Annotated in this window: 12 protein-coding genes; 7 read left to right on the top strand and 5 right to left on the bottom strand. The window is 48.2% G+C overall.

All coding sequences use genetic code 11. The annotated features are described in order from the left end of the window. The first annotated feature begins 3 nt into the window (after positions 1-3). Positions 4-5,058, top strand: a complete 5,055-nt coding sequence (locus tag M4J38_RS01395) for a C25 family cysteine peptidase (RefSeq protein WP_251757730.1) — start codon at positions 4-6, stop codon at positions 5,056-5,058. Between the two features lie 37 nt (positions 5,059-5,095). Then, positions 5,096-6,952: a Fe-S protein assembly chaperone HscA gene (gene hscA / locus M4J38_RS01390; protein ID WP_251757729.1), complete on the top strand. Its 1,857-nt coding sequence runs from the start codon at positions 5,096-5,098 to the stop codon at positions 6,950-6,952. 9 nt (positions 6,953-6,961) lie between these two features. On the opposite strand, the gene M4J38_RS01385 is transcribed toward hscA, so the two are convergent. Beyond that, positions 6,962-7,549: a riboflavin synthase gene (locus tag M4J38_RS01385; protein WP_251757728.1), complete on the bottom strand. Its 588-nt coding sequence runs from the start codon at positions 7,547-7,549 to the stop codon at positions 6,962-6,964. A gap of 102 nt (positions 7,550-7,651) precedes the next feature. Here M4J38_RS01385 and rpsU point away from each other — a divergent pair, with 102 nt between their 5' ends. The 4 genes from rpsU to M4J38_RS01365 all read left to right on the top strand — a co-directional run bounded on the left by rpsU (position 7,652) and on the right by M4J38_RS01365 (position 11,985). After that, complete coding sequence (rpsU, locus tag M4J38_RS01380) at positions 7,652-7,849, top strand: 30S ribosomal protein S21 (RefSeq protein ID WP_251757727.1); 198 nt, start codon at positions 7,652-7,654, stop codon at positions 7,847-7,849. 68 nt (positions 7,850-7,917) lie between these two features. Continuing rightward, complete coding sequence (locus tag M4J38_RS01375; RefSeq protein ID WP_251757726.1) at positions 7,918-8,829, top strand: tyrosine-type recombinase/integrase; 912 nt, start codon at positions 7,918-7,920, stop codon at positions 8,827-8,829. Between the two features lie 160 nt (positions 8,830-8,989). Then, positions 8,990-9,289, top strand: coding sequence for an HPF/RaiA family ribosome-associated protein (locus M4J38_RS01370; protein ID WP_251757725.1), 300 nt, complete (start codon positions 8,990-8,992; stop codon positions 9,287-9,289). A gap of 119 nt (positions 9,290-9,408) precedes the next feature. Then, the gene (locus M4J38_RS01365; RefSeq protein WP_251757724.1) at positions 9,409-11,985 is read left to right on the top strand and encodes a phosphoenolpyruvate carboxylase; all 2,577 of its coding nucleotides are present in this window, start codon (positions 9,409-9,411) and stop codon (positions 11,983-11,985) included. A 117-nt stretch (positions 11,986-12,102) separates the two neighbouring features. Here the strand turns inward: M4J38_RS01365 and M4J38_RS01360 are convergent, their stop codons facing one another. Both M4J38_RS01360 and M4J38_RS01355 read right to left on the bottom strand, forming a co-directional pair. After that, complete coding sequence (locus M4J38_RS01360; RefSeq protein ID WP_251757723.1) at positions 12,103-13,146, bottom strand: outer membrane beta-barrel protein; 1,044 nt, start codon at positions 13,144-13,146, stop codon at positions 12,103-12,105. Positions 13,147-13,247: 101 nt separating this feature from the next. Further along, on the bottom strand, positions 13,248-14,660 hold the full coding sequence (locus tag M4J38_RS01355; protein ID WP_251757722.1) for an ammonium transporter: 1,413 nt from the start codon (positions 14,658-14,660) through the stop codon (positions 13,248-13,250). 302 nt (positions 14,661-14,962) lie between these two features. Between M4J38_RS01355 and M4J38_RS01350 the strand changes: the two genes are divergently transcribed. Beyond that, the gene (locus tag M4J38_RS01350) at positions 14,963-15,268 is read left to right on the top strand and encodes a DUF3817 domain-containing protein (protein WP_251757721.1); all 306 of its coding nucleotides are present in this window, start codon (positions 14,963-14,965) and stop codon (positions 15,266-15,268) included. Between the two features lie 131 nt (positions 15,269-15,399). Here the strand turns inward: M4J38_RS01350 and M4J38_RS01345 are convergent, their stop codons facing one another. After that, the gene (locus M4J38_RS01345; protein WP_251757720.1) at positions 15,400-16,875 is read right to left on the bottom strand and encodes a glutamate synthase subunit beta; all 1,476 of its coding nucleotides are present in this window, start codon (positions 16,873-16,875) and stop codon (positions 15,400-15,402) included. Between the two features lie 30 nt (positions 16,876-16,905). Then, the gene (gene gltB, locus M4J38_RS01340) at positions 16,906-21,426 is read right to left on the bottom strand and encodes a glutamate synthase large subunit (protein ID WP_251757719.1); all 4,521 of its coding nucleotides are present in this window, start codon (positions 21,424-21,426) and stop codon (positions 16,906-16,908) included. Positions 21,427-21,820 lie beyond the last annotated feature (394 nt).

Raw genomic sequence — 21,820 nt, 5'->3', positions numbered from 1 at the left:
ACCATGAAAAGAATCTTTACCATTATTCTTGTTTTACTGAGTTGGGCGGGCTATGGTCAGTTTAACAACAGTTGGATCGATTATAACAAAACCTATTATAAATTCAAGGTGGCGTCAAGCGGGCTTTACCGCATCAGCCAGGCGTCGCTTGCCGCGGCAGGACTGGAGAACGTTCCCATGGCGCACCTTCAGTTATGGCGGAACGGGCAGGAAGTTACATTGTATACCACCACTACAGGCACGCCTGCTTCAACGGATTATGTGGAATTCTGGGGGGAAAGAAACGATGGGAAACCTGACAGGGCACTGTACAGGGAAGCACGGTTTCAGCATTCAGACAGGCATAGTTTGTACACGGATTCGGCAGCGTTTTTTCTTACGGTAAACCCTGCGGGAAACAACAAACGTTTTGAAACCGTAGCCAACGATGTTGCCGCCCCGCCCGTGCCCAAAGAGAATTATTTTATGCACACAGTGGATACTGTTTACAAAGCAAGAATTAACCCGGGATTTGCGGCACGGATTGGAGAATATGTGTACAGTTCCGCTTATGACCAGGGGGAATTCTGGTCGAGCAATGTGATCTCCAATAATGCGAACGGCCTTTTAAGGTCTTTTTCAAGCCTGGCCCCCTACACATCCGGACCTGCCGCAACCATCAAAATTGGTGTTGCAGGGAACTTTCTAAACACCCGAAACGTAAAAGTACAGTTGGGAACAACGGACCTGCTGGACAAAGCGATGAACTTCATGCAGGATTCCATCTTTACCATGGGCAATATTCCGGCGTCCTCCCTGAGTTCCGGAACAGCAAGCATAAAAATTTTGAACGGATCACAGGTGTCAACTGATAGAATGGTGGTTTCTTTTACCTCACTTACTTATCCCCGGGAGTTTCGTTTCGGAAACCAACTGAATTTTCATTTCTCATTGCCGGAATCCGCCAGTGGAAATTACCTGGAGATCAGGGAGTTCAATAGTGGAGGTGTCGCACCTGTACTGTATGATATTACAAACGGGAAAAGGTATGTAATGAATAACGCCACGCCAAATATATTTAAGGTGATGCTCGCGCCTTCATCCACTCCCCGGACGTTGATGATGGTAGGGCAACAGGCTGCTAATATCCGGCAGGTCCAGGGTATGACGAAACGAAATTTTACGGACTTCTACAATTCAACGGCACAAGGAGATTACCTTATAATATCTAACCCGCTGCTTTATGATGGTCCGCAGGGGAATCCGGTTGAGCGTTACCGTGACTACAGAAAATCTTCGGCTGGCGGCAACCACAATGCAATAGTGATTGATATACATGAACTGGAGGACCAATTCGCGTTCGGGATTAATAAACATCCTTCCAGCATCAAGAACTTTTTGTCCTTTGCCAGGTCCAGGTTCGCGGTAAAACCAAAATTTGTGTTGCTGATGGGAAGGGGCGTACTGTATGATGCCTATTATGACCAGCAAAAAAATGACAACGCAAAAAGATTAAACCTGATTCCCACGTTTGGAAGTCCGGGTTCAGATAATTTTCTTTCAGCGGAGGGCACTTTTATTGGTACCCCGGAAACACCTATCGGCAGGTTGGCCGTAATTACGCCGCAGGAGATTGAAGATTATCTTGAAAAGGTGAAGGAGTATGAGCTGGCGCAACAAACACCCTCCTGTAATATCGCGGATAAGTCATGGATGAAGAACGTGTTGCAGGTAACGGGCGCAAGTGATCAGTACCTGGGAACTGTATTGTGCAACTATATGAATGGCTACAAGAAAACGCTGGATGATTCTTTGTTTGGCGCCAGAATGCACACTTTCTGTAAAACCACCACTGGTATCGGTCAGGAGGCGGCAACACTGCAGATCAGCAAACTTTTTGAGGAAGGTGTGAGCATCCTGAATTATTTCGGGCACTCTTCCGCAACGATATTAGAGTTCAGTATTAATGATCCGGAAAGCTACAACAGCCAGGGCAAATACCCGGTATTCCTGGTGAATGGTTGCAATGCAGGAGGGTTTTTCGCTTACGATATCACCCGCCTTACTTCCAAATCAACCCTCACGGAAAAATTTAACCTCTCCAAACAACGCGGCTCCATTGCTTTTGTAGCCAGTACGCATTTTGGCATCGTGAGCTACCTTAATATTTACATTGATGCCATCTATAAAATGATTGGGAAAACGGATTATGGCAATTCTCTCGGCCTGATCCATAAAGATGCGATGGAAAGGATTATATCCGTTGCAGGGCAGGACGATTACACCGCGCGCCTGCATGCGGAGCAGATATCCATTCATGGCGATCCGGCATTAAAGTTCAACGCTTTCGCGAAGCCGGACTATGCTATTGATGAACCTTCCATAAAGGTGACCCCTTCTTTTCTTACGATAGCTGAAAGCAGGTTTGAACTGGATATTAAAGTGCACAATATTGGAAACATGTCGGGCGATTCGCTCCTCGTTAAGGTGATCCGTACCTTGCCCGATAATACGGCCGATACACTTTATTATGATAAGATCAAACCCGTTGCGGCAGGAGACTCTATTTATCTTTCCGTACCCATTATCGCTACACGAGACAAGGGACTCAACAAGGTTACAGTTGAACTTGATCCTGAAAACACCACGGATGAATTGTGTGAAAACAACAACAGGGTCGTGAAAGATGTGGTGGTGTATGAAGATGAAGCCAGACCTGTTTATCCTTACAGGTTCTCCATTGTAAACAAGCGTCCGGAAAAGTTTGTTGCTTCCACTTCCAATCCCTTCGGGAAGGAAATGGAATATGTGCTGCAGATTGACACAACGGAACAGTATAATTCCCCGCTTTTAAGGGAACAAAAGGTTTCTTCCGCGGGTGGTGTACTGGAATTCAACCCTTCAGTTAATTTGCTGGACAGTACCGTATATTACTGGCGCACAGCGGTAGTGCCGCAGGATGGAACTGAGTTCAAATGGTCAACTTCTTCCTTCGTTTATCTACCTGATTCTGAAACAGGATGGAACCAGTCCCATTATTACCAGTTCCTGAAAAATGAGGCTGAAAAACTAAAATATGATGCTGAAAAGAAAATTGCCTTTTCTGAAGCCATCACATCGTTTAAATTCTTTACCACTCTGTTTGTAAATGATAACATAGCGCCGCTTACTTTTCTCAACGATGTGGTGAAAACGCTGAGTTATTGCGGAACTTATGCGAATTCACTTGTATTCATGGCCTATGATAAGAAAACAGGCAAACAAATCCGGAACCAGCGTATTGGAAGCGCAGGGTTACTGAAAAGCAGAAACCCGGTATGCCCGGCAAATGGAATTGATGTGGGCGTATTTTATTACTACAACCACCAGAATGCCGCAGGAAGACATGATGCTGTAACTTTCCTCGATAGCATAAACAATGATGCGATAATTGCCATTTGGAACGCGGCCCCCTCCACCTCAGGTTCCACGATATTTGTGAACGACTGGAAGAATGATGTAAGTGTTTATGGTGATGACGCGCTGTACAGCCGGTTTAAAGAGATAGGCATAAATACGATTGACTCCTTTACCAGCAATAGGCCATTCCTGTTCATTCTGGATAAAGATAAAGATGGAAATATTACTGTAGTGGATCAGCGGGTGGGTAAAAACAATGCTGAAAGTTTTACCAGCAGGTACAGCATTTCCCATCATGGAAATAATGGTACACTCAAAGCGCTGGAAACAGGAACAGCCAAAGAATGGAAGTCTTTACACTGGAGATCGTCGTATGGATCTGCGGCTGTGGATCAGTCCGAATTCAGGCTTTACGGCATTAAAAATGATTTTTCTGAAGACCTGCTTTATAAGAGCGCCAAACTGGAACAGGATACTACTCTTGACTTTGTAGACCCTACTGCTTATCCGAAGCTGAAGCTCGTTCTTGCTCAACAGGAAACCACTAATCACGAACCACGGCAATTGAAATACTGGCAGATTAAATACGGAGAAGTACCGGAGGGAGCCTTGTCGGCAAAAGATTATTTCAGTACAAAAGATACCGTGGAACTGGGAGAGAAGGTTGACTTTAATATCGCGTTCAGAAATATAAGTCAGACACCTTTCGATAGTTTAAGGCTGAAATTCCTGCTCGTGGACAGAAATAACAATACCCATCAACTGGCCACAGAAAGAATAGATTCTCTGCGAGTAGGTGAATCAACCATACTCAAACCAGTAATTGATACCAAACTTTATCCCGGCGCCAATACGATCTATCTGGAAGTGAATCCGGACAACGATCAACCTGAACAGCATCATTTCAATAATTTCCTTTACAGGAATCTCTATGTGCGGCCCGATGAAACCAATCCTTTGCTGGATGTTACTTTCGATGGCATGCATATCCTCAATAAGGATATCGTTTCTTCCAAACCTAATATTACCATCAAGCTGAAGGACGAGGCCCGTTTCATGCCGTTAAGCGATACCGCCGCGGTAACCGTGACCCTGCGTTATATGGAACAAGGTGGCTGGACGCGCACCTTTAAGGTGGACGGCGATACGCTCAGGTTTACACCACCTTCTGACCCGCAAACCGACAATACGGCCATGCTCGAATTCATGCCGCATTTGTTGCAGGATGGAGAGTACGAACTTACGGTGAAAGGGACCGACAGGAGTGAGAACAACGCAGGTAACCTGGAATATAAAGTGGTGTTCCAGACCTACAATAAACCGATGATCTCCAATATGCTGAACTATCCGAATCCGTTCACCACCTCCACGGCGTTCGTGTTTACGATAACAGGCAGCGAAATACCACAAAACATACGGATACAGGTCCTTACCGTAACGGGTAAGATCGTGCGCGAGATTACCAAAGCAGAACTGGGGCCGCTCCGCATCGGAAGGAACATCACCGAATTCAAATGGGACGGAACCGACCAATACGGACAAAAGCTGGCGAATGGCGTGTACCTGTACCGCGTGCTTACTAACCTAAACGGCAAATCCTTGGAGAAATTCAGTGCTGAAAGCGATAAAACCGACCGCTTCTTTACCAACGGCTACGGAAAAATGTACCTGATGCGCTAGCGGATGCCGTATCTTTGCCCATTAAATATCCAGCAGAATGGCAAAAATCGGTATTAATATAGCAACGGGAAGTTTGCAGAAAGAAGAGATGATCGTTGGGATAGACCTGGGCACCACAAACAGCCTTGTGGCCATTATCCATCCGGAAAGCCGGCAACCCGTGGCGTTGAAGGAGCACAATTCCTCTTCCCTGGTTCCTTCGGTGGTGCATTTCGGAGACGCGGGCATTGTAACGGTAGGAGAGCAGGCAAGGGAACTGCTGGTGAAAGAGCCTTCCAATACTATCTTTTCAGCTAAAAGACTGATGGGCAAATCTTACAACGATGTACGGAACAATGCCCATCTTTTTTCTTATAAAATAATCGACGACAACACAGACTCCCTGGTGAAAGTGCAGGTAGGCGATAAGTTTTACTCTCCTGTGGAACTCTCCTCCTTTATCCTGAAAGAACTCAAAGAAAGGGCCGAACATATTTTGAAAACGCCGGTTACAAAGGCCGTGATTACGGTGCCGGCTTACTTTAATGATGCACAACGCCAGGCTACAAGGGATGCCGGCAAACTGGCCGGACTGGATGTGTTGCGCATCATCAATGAACCTACGGCCGCGAGTCTGGCTTACGGACTGGGCCTGCAAAAAGAAGAAGAAAAGAAGATCGCGGTCTACGACCTGGGCGGCGGTACTTTCGATGTATCAATTCTCCAGATCAGCAATGGTATTTTTGAAGTGCTTTCCACCAATGGCGATACTTACCTCGGTGGAGATGATTTCGATAACATCATCAGGCAATACTGGATGGAAAGCTCCGGCCTCGAAAAAGAAGTGTTTGAAAACGATAAGCAGTTGCTCCAGGAATTCAGGCTGGCCGCTGAAGCCGCCAAAAAAGCCCTGAGTAAAGAAGATAACTTTTCCGTTACCATCCGGGAAATGGCGTTCACCATTACAAAACAACAGTTTGAAACACTGGCAAAACCATTGGTGGACAAAACACTGCATGCCTGCGCGAACGCGCTGAAAGACGCAGGACTTACCCAGCAGGATATTGATACCATCGTAATGGTGGGCGGCTCCACACGCGTGCCTTTGGTGAAAGAATCCGTTGCGGCTTTCTTTGGAAAGCCGGTGCACGATGAAGTGAATCCTGATGAAGTAGTGGCGTTGGGCGCGGCGGTGCAGGCGGATATTCTGGCCGGTAATAACCGCGACTTCCTGTTGCTGGACATTACGCCGCTCTCACTTGGCATTGAGACAATGGGTGGGCTGATGGATGTACTCATTCCCCGTAACTCTAAAATTCCTATCAAAGCCGCAAGGCAATACACCACACAGAAAGATGGACAAAGCGGCATCCGCGTCTCCGTTTTCCAGGGTGAACGCGATCTCGTAAAAGACAACCGCAAACTCGCTGAATTCAACCTCAGTGGTATTCCCGGCATGCCCGCAGGATTACCCAAAGTGGAAGTGGGCTTCCTGATCAACGCCGATGGTATTCTGGTGGTGAAGGCCAAAGAACTTAGGAGCGGGGTGGAACAAAGCATAGAAGTGAAACCCCAGTATGGATTAACGGATGAAGAAGTGGAAAAAATGCTCCTCGATTCCGTGACACATGCGAAAGAAGACATCGCGACCCGTGCCCTGGTGGAAGCGCGAACCGAAGGGGAGCAGCTCCTCGCTTCCACCGAAGGATTTATCGCGAAGCATGTTCAGATGCTTACACCGCAGGAGCTACAGGATACCGCCGCCGCAATGCAGGCTTTGCAACTGGCGCTCACCATGGAAGACAAAGACCTGATTCATAAAAAGATCGAGGAACTGAATGAGGTGTCCCGTCCTTACGCGGAACGCGCCATGGATGAAGCGGTTGGATCGGCTATGAAAGGGAAAAAGATATAATCCTTGGGGTTATTTCAGGCTTAAACTCCTTTGAATATACTTCCCCACCATATCAAACTCAATATTCACCGTATCTCCCGCTTTCAAATTGTGCATATTGGTGTGCTCATACGTGTAGGGAATGATGGCCACGGTAAAGCGATCTATTCCAACATTGAATACAGTCAGGCTAATACCATTCAGTGAAATGGAGCCTTTCTCAATCACCAGCGCCGCGAACTGTCCCGGGAAACCGATTTCGAACTCCCAACTTCCTTCCCTCGGCGTCACCGAAAGGCAGGTGCCGGTGGTGTCTACATGCCCCTGCACCAGGTGGCCATCCAGCCGACCATGGAGGGGAAGACAGCGTTCCAGGTTCACGATGGTACCGGCGGTCCAAGTTCCAAGGCTCGTTTTTTCGAGTGTTTCGGCGATGGCGGTTACCGTGTGCACACCGTCCGCAACGGATTCCACGGTCAGACAAACGCCGTTATGGCTCACGCTCTGGTCGATTTTCAGTTCGGAACTGATGGAACTGCTTACCACGAAGGTTTTGTTGCTGCCCTCGCCGGTTATGGCTTCCACCTGTCCCAATGCTTCTATAATTCCTGTAAACATGCCGCAAATTAAGCCATATCACGAATTTCTTGATAAGGTTTGTTTTTTTGAGAAATATCCCTACCTTTGCCATCCCAAATTTCATTAAAGGAGGTATCAAATATGTTAATCATCGATTCTAAAGACTGCGAAAATATTGACAAGGCACTCAAGAAGTACAAGAAGAAATTCGAAAAAGCGAAAATCTTATTGCAACTGAGAGGTCGTCAGTCTTTCACAAAGCCGTCTGTAAAGCGTCGTGGTGAAGTGCTGAAAGCTGTGTACAAGCAGCAGATCGCCAGCGGCAAGATCGAAGCATAACCCGGAATAACTTATTCCCTATAGTATAAAGGTTGGTTCAAACAGTTTAACTTTGGACCAACCTTTTTATGTTATTACCTCGGTACCATCCTGCTATTCAGTCGTTTCTCACCCATCTTTCCACGGTGAAGCGATACGCGTTCAATACGATCCGCAGTTATGGGGATGACTTGCGTTTTTTCCACGAATACATTGAAAGAGAGTTTGACGTAACCACATTTGAGGCCGTTACCCAGTCCATGGTGCGTTCCTGGCTCGTTACGATGAAGGAGCAGGGGGCCACTGCCACTACCATGCGGCGAAGGGCTTCAGCCTTACAATCGTTCTACAAGTACCGGATGAAGAGCGGGATTCAGTCGCCATCGCCCGTAGCGGGTATTGTTCTGCCAAAAATCGGGAGGAAGCTCCCTGTGTATGTGGAGAAGGCGCAACTGGAAACCTTGTTCAGGCATGTGGAGTTCCCTGACAACTGGGAAGGAAAAACACAACGGCTTGCGCTGGTGTTGTTGTACCATACCGGGATGCGCCGTGCCGAACTCATTGGACTTACGCGGGAACAGGTTGAATTTTCCAGAGCCCAACTTCGGGTATTGGGAAAGGGCAATAAAGAAAGGATGATCCCGCTTCAACAGGAGCTGATGGCCAACATAAAGGAGTACCTGCAACACCCCGAAAGGCCAGAAGAAGGAGCAATGCCGGAGTCGCCCTTGTTGCTCACTTCAAAGGGAAAGAAGCTGGGGGAAAAGCAATTGTATAATATGGTGAAGCAGGCGCTTGCACAGGTGACCACCATCACCAAGAAGAGCCCGCACGTACTGCGGCACAGCTTCGCCACACATCTTTCCAATAACGGCGCTGACCTCAATGCCATCAAAGAATTGCTGGGACACTCCAGCCTGGCGGCCACACAGGTATATACCCACAATACCATTGAAAAGCTGAAAGCGGCACACAAAAAAGCGCATCCGAAAGGCGGATGAAAATGACGTTAAAATGTCATTGCAAACCCTAAAAAACACCCCTTTATTTTTGGGATTCCAATAATTTCAACATAACTTAATAGTCCAATAAAACAATATCCAATATGAACAAACTGCAGTTCTTTCATTTCTTATTTCTTCATAATAAAATTGCGATGCTATGAACGTTAACATTCAGACTGTGCATTTTAATCCAGATGTTAAACTGGTAGATTACGTGAATCAGAAATTGCAAAAACTTTCAACGTTTCATGACAGAATCATCAAAGCGGACGTATTCTTAAAACTGGACAATGTAGTTCACACGATAAAGGATAAGATCGTAGAGATCAGGGTACACGTTCCACGCTACGATTTCTTCGTAAAAACAAGTTCCAAAACATTTGAAGAATCTTTCGACCAGGCACTCGATTCGCTGGTCAATCAGATAAAAAGAAAAAAAGAAAAACAATTCGCCTGATAAGGCTTCAGACCTCCGGAAACGGGGGTCTTTTTTTTGGGGCATCCTCACCGTTTCAGTATATTAGCGTTTTGAATGCCCGCCTGCCTTTCATTAACCAAAAGCACATCGTTACGCCAATGGCAAGTTCGCTTCCTTCCGTAAGCCGGTTTCATGACCAGGTTTCGCTGAAGTTCCAATTGTACAACAGTCTTTTCTCGTCGCTGCCGTTCTACCGCATTGAAAGAACAGGTATTCTGCTTTCCCTTTTGCAGAACCATTGCGAGGAAGGATTTAAGAAAAAGAAGAGTCCGCGCGAGTTAATGGAGCAGTTCTTCCACAAACATACTTCGTTGAAAACTGAACAGGAACGCATCGATTTCCTTTTCCGTTTCGTGCAGTACGTGGAGCGCCAGGTGGTGTTGTTCGACGCGTTGGAAGACGCTGCTTTCAGTGATGTGAACGATATGAACGGCGTAGGTACGCTCAAGCACCTCGAATCGGAAGTGATACAGTCGGGCAGGCAGGATGACCTGCTTGAAAAACTGCAGCATTTCGCGGTGCGACTCGTACTTACGGCGCACCCCACGCAGTTTTATCCCGGCCCTGTACTCGGGATCATCAACGATCTTTCAAAAGCGGTGGCCGATAATGATGTGAACCACATCAATACTTACCTGCAGCAATTGGGGAAAACGCCTTTCTTCAAAAAGCAGAAACCCACACCGTATGATGAGGCCGTGAGCCTGATCTGGTACCTCGAAAATGTGTTCTATACTTCCTGCGGGAAGATCATCAATAAGCTGACCCAGCAATATCCGGAATACGATCCTTCCAAACAACCCGTGGTGCAAATGGGCTTCTGGCCCGGTGGCGACCGGGATGGAAATCCTTTCGTAACGGCAGATATCACGCTGAAGGTGGCCGCCGCCCTGCGTGGAAGCATCATCAAGTGTTATTACCTCGATATCCGGAAATTGAAGCGCAGGCTCACATTCGCGGGAATTGAGGAACTGCTCACGAAGCTGGAAGAAAAACTGTACGATCACCTGTTCATTCCCCGCGCGGCAAAAGGACTCAGCAAAGACGACCTGCTGAAACCCCTGCTGGAAATCCGCGAAATGCTGATCCACCGCCACAGCAGTCTTTTCCTTGACCTGCTCAACAGCTTCATCAACAAAGTGCACCTGTTCGGCCTGTATTTCGCCACGCTCGATGTGCGCCAGGAAAGTTCCGTACACAACAAGGTGATCTCCATGATGGCCGCGGAAGGTGAAACGGAACTGCCCGTGAATTATGGTAAACTGAGTGATGCGGAGAAATTGAAATTGCTGATTACCGCGGATGGGCATTTCAAGTCCGACAACTGGGAGAAGGGCATTGAAAAAGATACGATAGAATCCATCTACGCGATACGTGAGATACATAAAATGAACGGCCCCGAGGGGTGCAGCCGTTATATCATCAGCCAGTGCGGTTCAGCGCTGGAAGTAATGGAAGTGTATGCGCTCTTCAGGATGTGCGGCTGGAAGGAAAAAGACATGCACATTGATGTGGTGCCGTTGTTCGAAACCATCTCCGACCTTGAAGTGGCCGCGGATGTAATGCGCGAACTGTACAGTCTGGATGTGTACCGCAAACACCTGAAGCGCCGGGGCAATAAGCAAACGGTAATGCTCGGCTTCAGCGATGGTACAAAAGATGGCGGTTATATGATGGCCAACTGGGGGATTTATAAAGCCAAAGAAACGCTTACAAGGGTATCGAAAGAGTTCGGTATCGACGTGCTGTTCTTCGATGGAAGGGGCGGTCCTCCCGCACGTGGTGGTGGAAAAACACATAAATTTTACGCGTCACTCGGGAAGAATATTTCCGGGAAAGAGATCCAGGTAACCGTTCAGGGACAAACCGTAAGTTCCAGTTTCGGAACGGTGGACGCGGCGCAGTTTAATATTGAACAGTTGCTCCATGCCGGGGTGACCAACGAATTGTTCAGTTCTCTGGAGAAGACATTTACGGAAGAAGAAGAAAGTCTTTTGGAACAGCTTTCCCGCGAAAGTTTCCATGCGTATACCGAACTGAAGGAGCATCCGAAGTTCATGCCTTATCTCTCTGCCGTAAGTCCGCTGCGTTTCTACAGCGATACTAATATCGGTAGTCGGCCCGCGAAGCGGAACAACAACTCCAAACTTACTTTAAAGGACCTGCGTGCGATTCCTTACGTGAGCGCCTGGAGCCAGTTGAAGCAGAATGTGACCGGTTATTACGGCATGGGAACGGCCATGCAGGCGATGGAGAAAAAAGGCAGGTTGAATGAAGTGAAGGAACTGTACCGCAAATCCATGTTCTTCAAAACGCTCGTCGACAACTGCGAGATGGCGATGAAGAAATGTTATTTCCCGCTTACAGAGCACTTATCGGCGCACCCCGAGTTCGGAGAAATCTGGAACAAGATTTATTATGAATATGAACTGACCCGGAAGTATCTCTCTAAAATCAGCGGCCATGCGGAGTTGATGAATGATTATCCGGTTGACCAGCTTTCCATCCAGATGCGGGATAAGATCGTATTGCCTTTGCTCACGATTCAGCAATATGCCATCCAGGCTTTGCAGGATCCGGCGTTATTGAAAGAGCAGGGCAGGAAGGAACTATATGAAAAGCTTACGACAAGAGCTTCTTTCGGTATCATTAATGCCGGCAGGAACTCCGCGTAAGCCTTATAAAGAATGGGTACAATAGAATAAGGAGGGATAGGGTAGGAAGGTATCTGTAAACGAACTGGTCTCTCTTAAAAGCGAAAAAGCCGGGTAAAAACCCGGCTTTTTCTTTCATCAAAACTGATAGACGGCTGCAACTAGAAAATGGCCGTTCGTCTTCTTGCCTGCGCCGGATTTATTTTCATAAATCTCCTCGCCAGCGTTTTCAAACCGGATTTCCGGTATTAAGATGAGTGATTTTATTTTGATGTTGGTGGATAAGGTGGTCGCCAGTACGCTTCCGCCTTTAGGAGCGTCAGCGAACACATTGCGCTGATCTTTGTCGTCGAAGTTCTCCACACGGAGGGTGAAGCCCAATGACTCAGTGGGATCGAAGTTTATATAACCCGCGGCACCCCACCAGGTGAAGGATTCTTTTTTACCCGCAACAGGATAGGTATTGCGGTTTACGCTTGCATTGGCGCCGAGCGAAAATTTATCGCTTAAACCAGCAGTAAGCACCACATCTCCCTGGAAGGTTTTGGAATCAATGGAAGGATCATCTTCTCCGGCCAGCACGTTCACATAGGCTTTGAAGGCATCGCTTGCGGCGAAGCTATATTGGCCAATGAAGAATTTCCTGGCGTCGTTGGCGGATTTCAGATCCGTGGGATTGGCAATACCCACCATGAAACCATGTTTGCCGGTAGTGATCTCTGCCTTTACACCAGTGTGGAAGAAGGGACCATAAGAGAACAGGTACGACATACTGTAGTTCCTGTTCAGGTTAGGGTCAACCAGTTCATAACCTACGTGTGTGGCCCAGCTTCCCGCTGTAAGTTTCAACCAGTCTTTAGGGCTGTAGCTTACATTCAGTTGTTTGATGATGAAGCGGGTGTTGGCGTCGTTGTAGGAGAAGTCTTCGGCGCGCTGACCAAAGCCTACATCGGCTACCAGACCCACTTTGTCCCACTTGTGTTCCAGTTTTCCGCTAATCATGCCCAATTCAAATGAATTGTGGCTGTTGGTGAAACTGGTTTTATTGTTACCGGCCATTTTATTGAAATCCCAGCGGTAATATACATCCGCCATTCCGGAGAAGGTAGTAGTTGATTTTTTTTCTGTAGAAGCTTCTGTAGTGGTCTCTGTTTCCTGGGCGAGTAGGGGCAAAAAGCTCATGCTTGCAACTGCCGTTGCAAAAATTTTTTGTAACATTGTTATGCGTTTTTTATTTGTTATTAGGAAAAAGGTATGGTGGACGATAGTAATGTGCTAGATTACTATATCACGTCTACTGTGCCTTTTTCTGCATCTGCAGGTGTTTCTTTCATTTTTCCGTTGTTGCTGATCAGCAGGGTTCCTTGCAGGTACTTCTCGTTGTGCTGCGTAGCATCCAGACCCAGTTCTTCTTCTTCAGAGCTAACGCGGAGCGGCAGGATGAAGTTGATGAATTTGAAGATCAGGAAAGATACCACGAAGCTGTAACCTACCACGATGGCGAGTGCTTTCACCTGTGTAAAGAAGAACTCGGAATTGCCGTAGAACAAACCGTCATTGCCGGCGCCGTTCATGGCTTTGGTTGCGAGCAAACCGGTAAGGAGCATACCAACCATACCACCGATACCGTGGCAGGGGAATACGTCCAGCGTATCGTCCAGTTTGGATTTTTGCTTGTAGTAAACCGCCAGGTTAGAGATGATGGCCGCAACCACACCGATAAAGATGCTTTGTGGAACCGCTACGAAACCGGCTGCTGGTGTAATGGCAACCAGGCCAACTACCGCACCGATACAGAATCCGAGTACAGAAGGCTTCTTGCCACGGAGTACATCGAAGAACATCCAGGACAAACCAGCGGCAGCGGCTGCAGTGTTGGTGGTGGCGAAAGCGGAAACGGCAAGGGAACCTGCACCCAGTGCGGAACCTGCGTTAAAGCCGAACCAGCCGAACCACAGAAGACCCGTACCAATCAATACATAAGGAATGTTGGCGGGAGGAATTTCCTGGTGCTCCATGTGTGATTTTCTTCTTTTCAGTACCAACGCGCCTGCGAGGGCTGCGCAACCGGCTGAAATGTGTACCACGGTACCACCGGCGAAGTCAAGAACACCCCATTTGAAGAGGAATCCTTCAGGATGCCAGGTCCAGTGCGCAATTGGTGCATACACCAGGATAGCGAAAAGCGCGATGAAAAGAATGTAAGAGGTGAAACGGATCCTTTCGGCTACCGCACCTACCACCAGTCCGGGCGTGATGATAGCGAACATCAGCTGGAACAAGGCAAACAGTGCCAGGGGAATGGTGGGGGCAAGGCTCCAGGGAGCGCCAGACATTACACCCTTAAAGAAGAGGAAAGTGGAAGGGCTTCCAATAAATCCTCCGATGGAATCTCCGAAGCACAGGCTGAACCCAAAGAATACCCAGAGTACACTTACTACACCCGCGGCTACCACACTTTTAATCATGGTAGAAATAACGTTTTTCCTGTGTACCATCCCGCCATAGAAGAAGGCGAGGCCTGGGGTCATCAGGAATACGAGGGCGGTAGAGGTGAGCACCCATGCAATGTCGGAGGAGCTGTAAACGCCTTCCTTATCTTCAAATACAGGAAGGGTGGGGATGAAGAGGGAGGCAACGGCAACACCGGCCAGGATCAGGAACGGGGCCACTTGCCTGAAGGAAATGCTTCGCATACGCATCTAGTTTTGATTTGATGAAATATTAATTATTGTAATATTAGCGAATTTGATCTTTCAAAGATCACTATTGTTAATAAATTGAAAAGATTAAAATATAGTATTTATTTTAATATGAATAGCAAACGATTGTTCTTTTGTAAGTGATTGTTTTTCAACGTTATCTAATGTAATGTTTTTGCATTAATTAAAAAATTAATATAAATTATTTTGTGGTTTTCGAATATTTTATTGCCTTGTTGGTAAGATATTTTCAGGGATTGCTAAAATCTGGCTTGTAATTCAAGTAATTTTGGGCTATGAAATCATTTTTTTCCAGTCCGGTTACTCGTTTTAAGTATACTGGTTATGCTGAGGCCATATCTTTCCTGCTTTTATTGGGCGTGGCCATGCCACTGAAATATGGGTGGGGGATGCCCGAAGCTGTGAAATACATGGGATGGGCGCACGGCGTGCTATTTGTAGCCTACCTCTTCTTCCTGTTGGAGGTAAAGAGTCTGATGAACTGGTCGTTTGGAAAGCTGGTATTGGGTTTCGTTGCAGCTTTGATCCCGTTCGGTCCTTTTTTACTGGAGAATGCATTGTGGAGAAGGAAAGATCATTAATCAGGATTGATTACTACTATACTATGAGTTATCTGGAAAAATGGTTTCCCTGACCTGGAGAAATGTATCAATAAAAAAAGGTGTATCTCCTGAAAGATACACCTCACGATTAAGGTATGGAATTGTACTTGTTAAATAGTACTAAGCAGTAATGATTCATCCTTCGATTCAAGCAGGGAATGTCCCATCAGGTATTCATCTACTTTTCTCGCGCACTCTCTTCCTTCGCTGATGGCCCATACCACCAATGATTGTCCGCGGCGCATATCGCCTGCCGCGAATATCTTCGCGATATTGGTCTGAAATTCTTTTTCAGAAGCCCTTACATTGCCCCTTTCATCCAGTTCCACTTCCAGTTCGCTGATCATGCCTTCTTTCTGCGGATGGAGGAAGCCCATGGCCAGCAGTGCGAGCTGGCAGGGAATTTCCCTTTCTGAACCGGGCACTTCCACGAAGCTGGCAGGACGTCCCTCAGGTCCGGATTTCCATTCAAGGTCCACTATTTTCAACGCTTTCAGTTTGCCATTCTCGTCTCCGATGAATTCTTTTGTGGCCACCGCCCATTTTCTTTCCACGCCTTCTTCGTGTGAAGTGGTGGTCTTCAGGAGCATGGGGTAAGTGGGCCAGGGCATATAGCCGGTTCTTTCCGCCGGAGGCTGCGGAAGGAGTTCAAACTGTGTGATGGACTTCGCGCCGTGACGGTTGGAAGTGCCCACACAGTCGGAGCCCGTGTCACCACCGCCAATCACTACCACATCTTTTCCTTTGGCGGAGAGTTCCGCTTCGGTGAAGCTGCGGTTGCTCACACGTTTGTTTTGTTGTTTCAGGAATTCCATCGCATAATGTACACCGTTGAACTGTCGGCCGGTTACATTCAGGTCGCGGGGGATAGTGGATCCGCCGGCGAGTACGATGGCGTGGTACTCACGGAGCAGGTCGCTCACGGAAACATCCACACCTATATTGGTATTGCAACGGAATTCGATGCCTTCTTCTTCCATCACCGCGATGCGTCTGTCGATCACTTTTTTCTCCAGCTTAAAATCGGGTATGCCATACCGTAATAATCCACCTGCCGCGTCGTCTCTTTCAAAAACGGTCACCCAGTGGCCGGCCTGGTTCAGTTGCGCGGCGGCCGCCAGACCAGCGGGGCCCGATCCTACCACGGCCACTTTCTTACCGGTACGCAAAGCGGGTTTCTTCGCTTTCACATAGCCTTTGCTGAATGCGATCTCGATAATGTGTTTTTCTATTTCCTCGATGGCTACCGGCGGTTGGTTGATGCCCAGTACGCACGCGCTTTCGCAGGGTGCGGGACAAATCCTGCCGGTGAATTCGGGGAAATTATTCGTGGAAGTAAGGATATCATAAGCCTCTTTCCACTTCTTTTTATATACCGCGTCGTTGAACTCCGGAATCACATTGCCCAGCGGGCAACCACTGTGGCAGAAGGGGACACCGCAGTTCATGCAGCGCGCGGATTGTTGGTTGAGTTTTTCCTCGCTGTAGCTTTCTACAAACTCATTGTAGTGTTTTACACGCTCCTGGGCGGGTTTTTTGCCGGGCATTTCCCGGGTAAATTCTAAGAATCCTGTAGGCTTACCCATATTGGTAGATTGATCTTCTTTCTGAAATGATTAGGATGTTTTTTTCTGGTTGAGTTCCGATTTTTTCTGCGCCAGCACTTTTTTGTAATCGCTTGGGAAAACTTTTACAAAATGCTGAAGCTGGTTTTCGAAATCATCAAGAACAAAACGAGCCACGCTGCTGGCCGTGTAAGCGTAATGACGCTGAATGAGGTCGAACAATTCCTGTGCGTCTTCCTGCGAAACGGGATCGAGGTCCACCATTTCTTTGTTGCAGTTGGTGCTGAATTGTCCTTTCACATCGTACACGTAAGCGATACCGCCGCTCATGCCCGCCGCGAAGTTGCGTCCGGTGCCGCCCAGGATTACCACACGGCCGCCGGTCATGTACTCACAACCATGGTCGCCGATGCCTTCCACTACGGCTACCGCGCCGGAGTTACGCACGGCAAAGCGTTCGCCTGCCTTGCCCCGGATGAATGCCTCACCTGAAGTGGCGCCATAAAAGGCCACGTTACCAATCAGAATATTGTCTTCAGGAACAAAGCCGGCATCTTTTGACGGATAAACCACCAGGCGCGCGCCGCTCAGGCCCTTGCCGAAGTAATCGTTCGCGTCGCCTTCCAGTTCCAGGGTAATGCCATTGGTATTGAAGGCGCCGAAGCTCTGGCCCGCGGTTCCGGTGAATTTCAGGTGGATGGTATCTTCAGGTAATCCTTCCGCTTTGTAGCGTTTGGTCACTTCATTCGATAAGATGGTACCTACTGTGCGGTCTGTATTTTTTATGTTGAAACTTCCGAATACGCGTTCTTTCTTTTCGAGGGCTGGCTTGGCCGTTTCCAGGAGTTTCCAGTCCAGCACATCGGCAATACCATGGTCCTGCTCTTCCTGCTTGTACAAACCGGTGAAGTCTGCTTCAGGTTCTTTGTACAGAATGGGCGAAAGGTCAAGTTTGCTGTATTTCCAGTGGGTTACGTTGTCCTTTGATTCCAGGAACTGTACTTGTCCCACCATTTCATTTACGGTGCGGAAGCCCAGTTCTGCCATGATCTCACGGAATTCTTCAGTAATGAAACGGAAGAAATTTACCACGTGGTCAGCATTTCCGGTGAAGCGTTTGCGTAATTCCGGATCCTGTGTGGCGACCCCTACCGGGCAGGTATTCAGGTGGCATTTGCGCATCATGATGCAGCCTTCCACTACTAATGCGGCGGTAGCTATGCCCCATTCTTCCGCGCCAAGCAGTGTGGCGACGGCGATATCCCTTCCGGTTCTCAATTGTCCATCGGTTTGAACGGTAACACGGCTACGCAATTTGTTTTTAACCAGGGTCTGGTGTGTTTCAGCCAGGCCCAGTTCCCAGGGAAGTCCCGCATGTTTGATGGAGCTGATCGGCGATGCGCCGGTTCCGCCATCGTGTCCTGCGATCAGGATCACATCGGCTTTTGCTTTGGCCACGCCTGCGGCGATGGTGCCTACGCCTGCTTTAGAAACCAGCTTCACATTGATGCGTGCCGCGCGGTTCGCGTTTTTCAGGTCGTAGATCAGTTGTGCCAGGTCTTCAATGGAATAAATATCGTGGTGCGGAGGAGGGGAGATCAGGCCCACACCTGGTGTGGAGTGACGCACCCTGCCTATCCAGTCGTCTACTTTATGGCCGGGAAGTTGTCCGCCTTCTCCGGGTTTTGCGCCCTGCGCCATTTTGATCTGGAGTTCATCGGCTTCTGTCAGGTAAAGACTGGTTACCCCGAAACGTCCGGATGCCACCTGTTTGATGGAGGAGCGCATGGAGTCGCCATTTTCAAGCGGCGTGTAACGTGCATCATCTTCACCACCTTCGCCGGTATTACTTTTCGCGCCGATCCTGTTCATCGCGATGGCCAGCGTAGTATGCGCTTCCCATGAAATGGAGCCGAATGACATGGCGCCGGTAGCGAAGCGTTTAAAAATGCTTTCAGCGGATTCCACTTCATCAATGGAGATGGAAGGACGCAGTTTTTTGAACTGGAACTGGCTGCGGAGCGTGCATGCTTTTTCGCTCTGGTCGTTCACCAGTTTGGAGTATTTCTTGAAAGTGCCGTAATCGTTGAGTTTGGTAGAATATTGCAGCAGGTGGATGGTGGCTGGATTGAAAAGGTGGAATTCACCTTTGCGTTTCCACTGGTAGATGCCGCCAACTGGTAACCTGTCTACAGGAACATTCTTTTTGCTGAAGCCCAGCGAGTGTTTCGCCAGTACTTCTTTCGCGATATCATCAAGCCCCATGCCCTGTATGCGGGATACGGCGCCTGTGAAGTATTGGTCTACCACTTCCTGGTTCAGGCCGAGTATTTCCATGATCTGTGCGCCCTGATAAGATTGAAGGGTGGAGATGCCCATTTTGGAGAATACTTTCAGCAGCCCATCGCACACGGCTTTGATGTAGTTCTTCCGGAGATCGTGCCATTCTTTGTCGGTATCCAGTTCGCCGTTCCACTTCATGTTGCGGATGGTGGCCATGGCCAGGTATGGATTGATGGCTGTGGCGCCGAAAGCAAGCAGGCAGGCGAAATGGTGTACTTCCCATACATCACCGGCTTCCACTACCAGTCCAACTTTTCCGCGGTATCCTTTGCGGATCAGGTGGTGGTGAACAGCGGAACAGGCGAGGAGAGAGGGGATGGGGGCGTGTTCAGAATCAATGGCGCGGTCGGTGAGTACGATCACTTCAAAGCCGTCTTCCACGGCATCCACGGCGTACCTGCAAAGACGGTCAAGGCCTTTTTTGAGTGAACCGGCTTTCCCGTCCGCACGGAAATAACATTGTAGTGTTTTGGCCTGGAACAAGCCAGTGTCAATACTGCGCAGTTTTTCCAGTTCCTTGCTGGAAAGAATCGGGTTGGGCAGTGCCAGGGTATGGCAGTGCATGGGCGATTCGTTCAGCAGGTTGCCGTTATTGCCTACGTAAGCCACGAGGCTCATTACCAGTCTTTCCCGGATGGGATCGATGGGTGGATTGGTTACCTGCGCGAACAGCTGTTTGAAATAGCTGGTGAGGTGTTGCGGCTGGTCGGAAAGTATGGCCAGCGGCACGTCGGTACCCATGGAGCCAACGGGTTCCTTGCCATCAAGCGCCATGGGCTTCAGGATGGTTTCAATATCTTCCGTAGAATAGCCAAATGCTTTCTGGTATTTCTGCACGGATTCATCGGAGAGGTGCGTGAAAGTTACACGAGGCTCGTCCAGTTCATCCAGGCGGATTTTATATTGATTCAGCCAGTCGCCGTAAGGCTTCTGGGAGCAGATAGACTGTTTCAGTTCATCATCTGAAATAATGCGGCCCTGTTCCATATCTACCACGAACATTTTTCCGGGCTGCAGACGGCCCTTTTCAATGATGGTGGATTGATCAATGGGCAATGCGCCGGTTTCAGAAGCCATGATCACACGGTCATCTTTTGTAACGCAATAGCGGGAGGGGCGTAGGCCGTTCCTGTCCAGTGTCGCGCCGATCATTTTACCATCGGTGAAGGAGATGGACGCTGGTCCGTCCCATGGTTCCATAATGGATGCGTGGTATTCGTAAAACGCCTTTTTCACCGGGTCCATCTGGTCGTTGCCATCCCATGCTTCAGGAATGAGCATCATCATGACGTGTGGCAGACTTCTTCCGGTCAGCATCAGTAGTTCGATCACATTATCGAGGCAGGCGGAATCGGACTGAACGCCTGAAACGATCGGGAGGATCATTTCCAGTTCTTCCTTGCTGAAATAGGGCGTTTCAAAATTCTTTTCGCTGGAACGAAGCCAGTTGAGGTTGCCCTGCAATGTATTGATCTCACCATTGTGCGCGATGTAGCGGAAGGGTTGCGCCAGTTTCCAGGAAGGGAAGGTGTTGGTAGCGAAACGGGAATGCACCAGGCCGAAGGCGCTCACCATTCTTTTGTTGGAAAGATCCGTGAAATAGCTGCGTACCTGGGCGGTAGTGAGTTGCCCTTTGTATACGATCACTTTATGCGAGAGGGATGCCATGTAAAAGCCGATGGTATCCTTTTTCAATACACTTTGAATGGTGTGTGTGGCGTAGTTGCGGAGGATGAAGAGTTTCCGTTCGAAATCTTCGGTATCCTTGATGTGGTCCGGACATGCGATGAACACCTGTTCGATCTCCGGTTCTACGGAAAGCGCGGTGGAACCGATGCCGTCCTGGTTCACGGGAACCTTGCGATAGGCGAGGATTTCCAGGTTCAGCTTCTCCGCTGCACGGTTAAAGATGTCGCGGCATTCTTCCCTCAGTTTGATTTCTCTGGGGAAGAAGATCATGCCCACGCCGTATCTTCCGTAAGCGGGAAGATGCACGCCCAGTTTAAGGCATTCGTCGAAGAAAAATTCGTGTGGAATCTGGATCATAATACCGGCACCGTCGCCGGTGTTGCTCTCACAGCCGCAGGCGCCGCGGTGTTCCATGTTCTCCAGGATGGTAAGCGCATCTGTGATGTTTTGATGCGACTTGTTTCCTTTGATGCTCGCCACAAACCCGATCCCGCAGGCATCGTGCTCCATCTGCGGCAGATACAACCCTCCGTTTGTCATTACAGTTAGATTTTAGATATACATTTATAATGGTTGACAACAAACTCGTTTCCCTGGTTCAGGGGCTTCAATACGGAGGCAATCGTTACCGAATAAAAATAAGAATTATTTCATAATTGATTGAAAAAAATCTAAGCGCTTCCTGAAAATATAAACAATCGGCAATGAAACGTTGGTTTGGTAAGATAAAATTCAATAAAAAGAAGGGTGGGAAACTGGCGTTAAATGCAGGTCTGAAAACAGGTAGAAAAAAGTAAATGAAGGGGTTACAAAAAAATGTTTCAAAAAAACAGGAACAAAATTTCAGAAATTGAAACTTTCCGTTACCTTTGCCTTCCCAAAAAAAACGGAGCGATCCGCAATAAATTGGAAGTTCTTTAGAAGATTGACATTC

Origin of the sequence: Parasegetibacter sp. NRK P23 (genome assembly GCF_023721715.1) — a bacterium.
In the GTDB taxonomy this organism is placed as follows: Bacteria; Bacteroidota; Bacteroidia; order Chitinophagales; family Chitinophagaceae; genus Parasegetibacter.
This window is presented reverse-complemented; position numbering and strand designations above follow the sequence as displayed.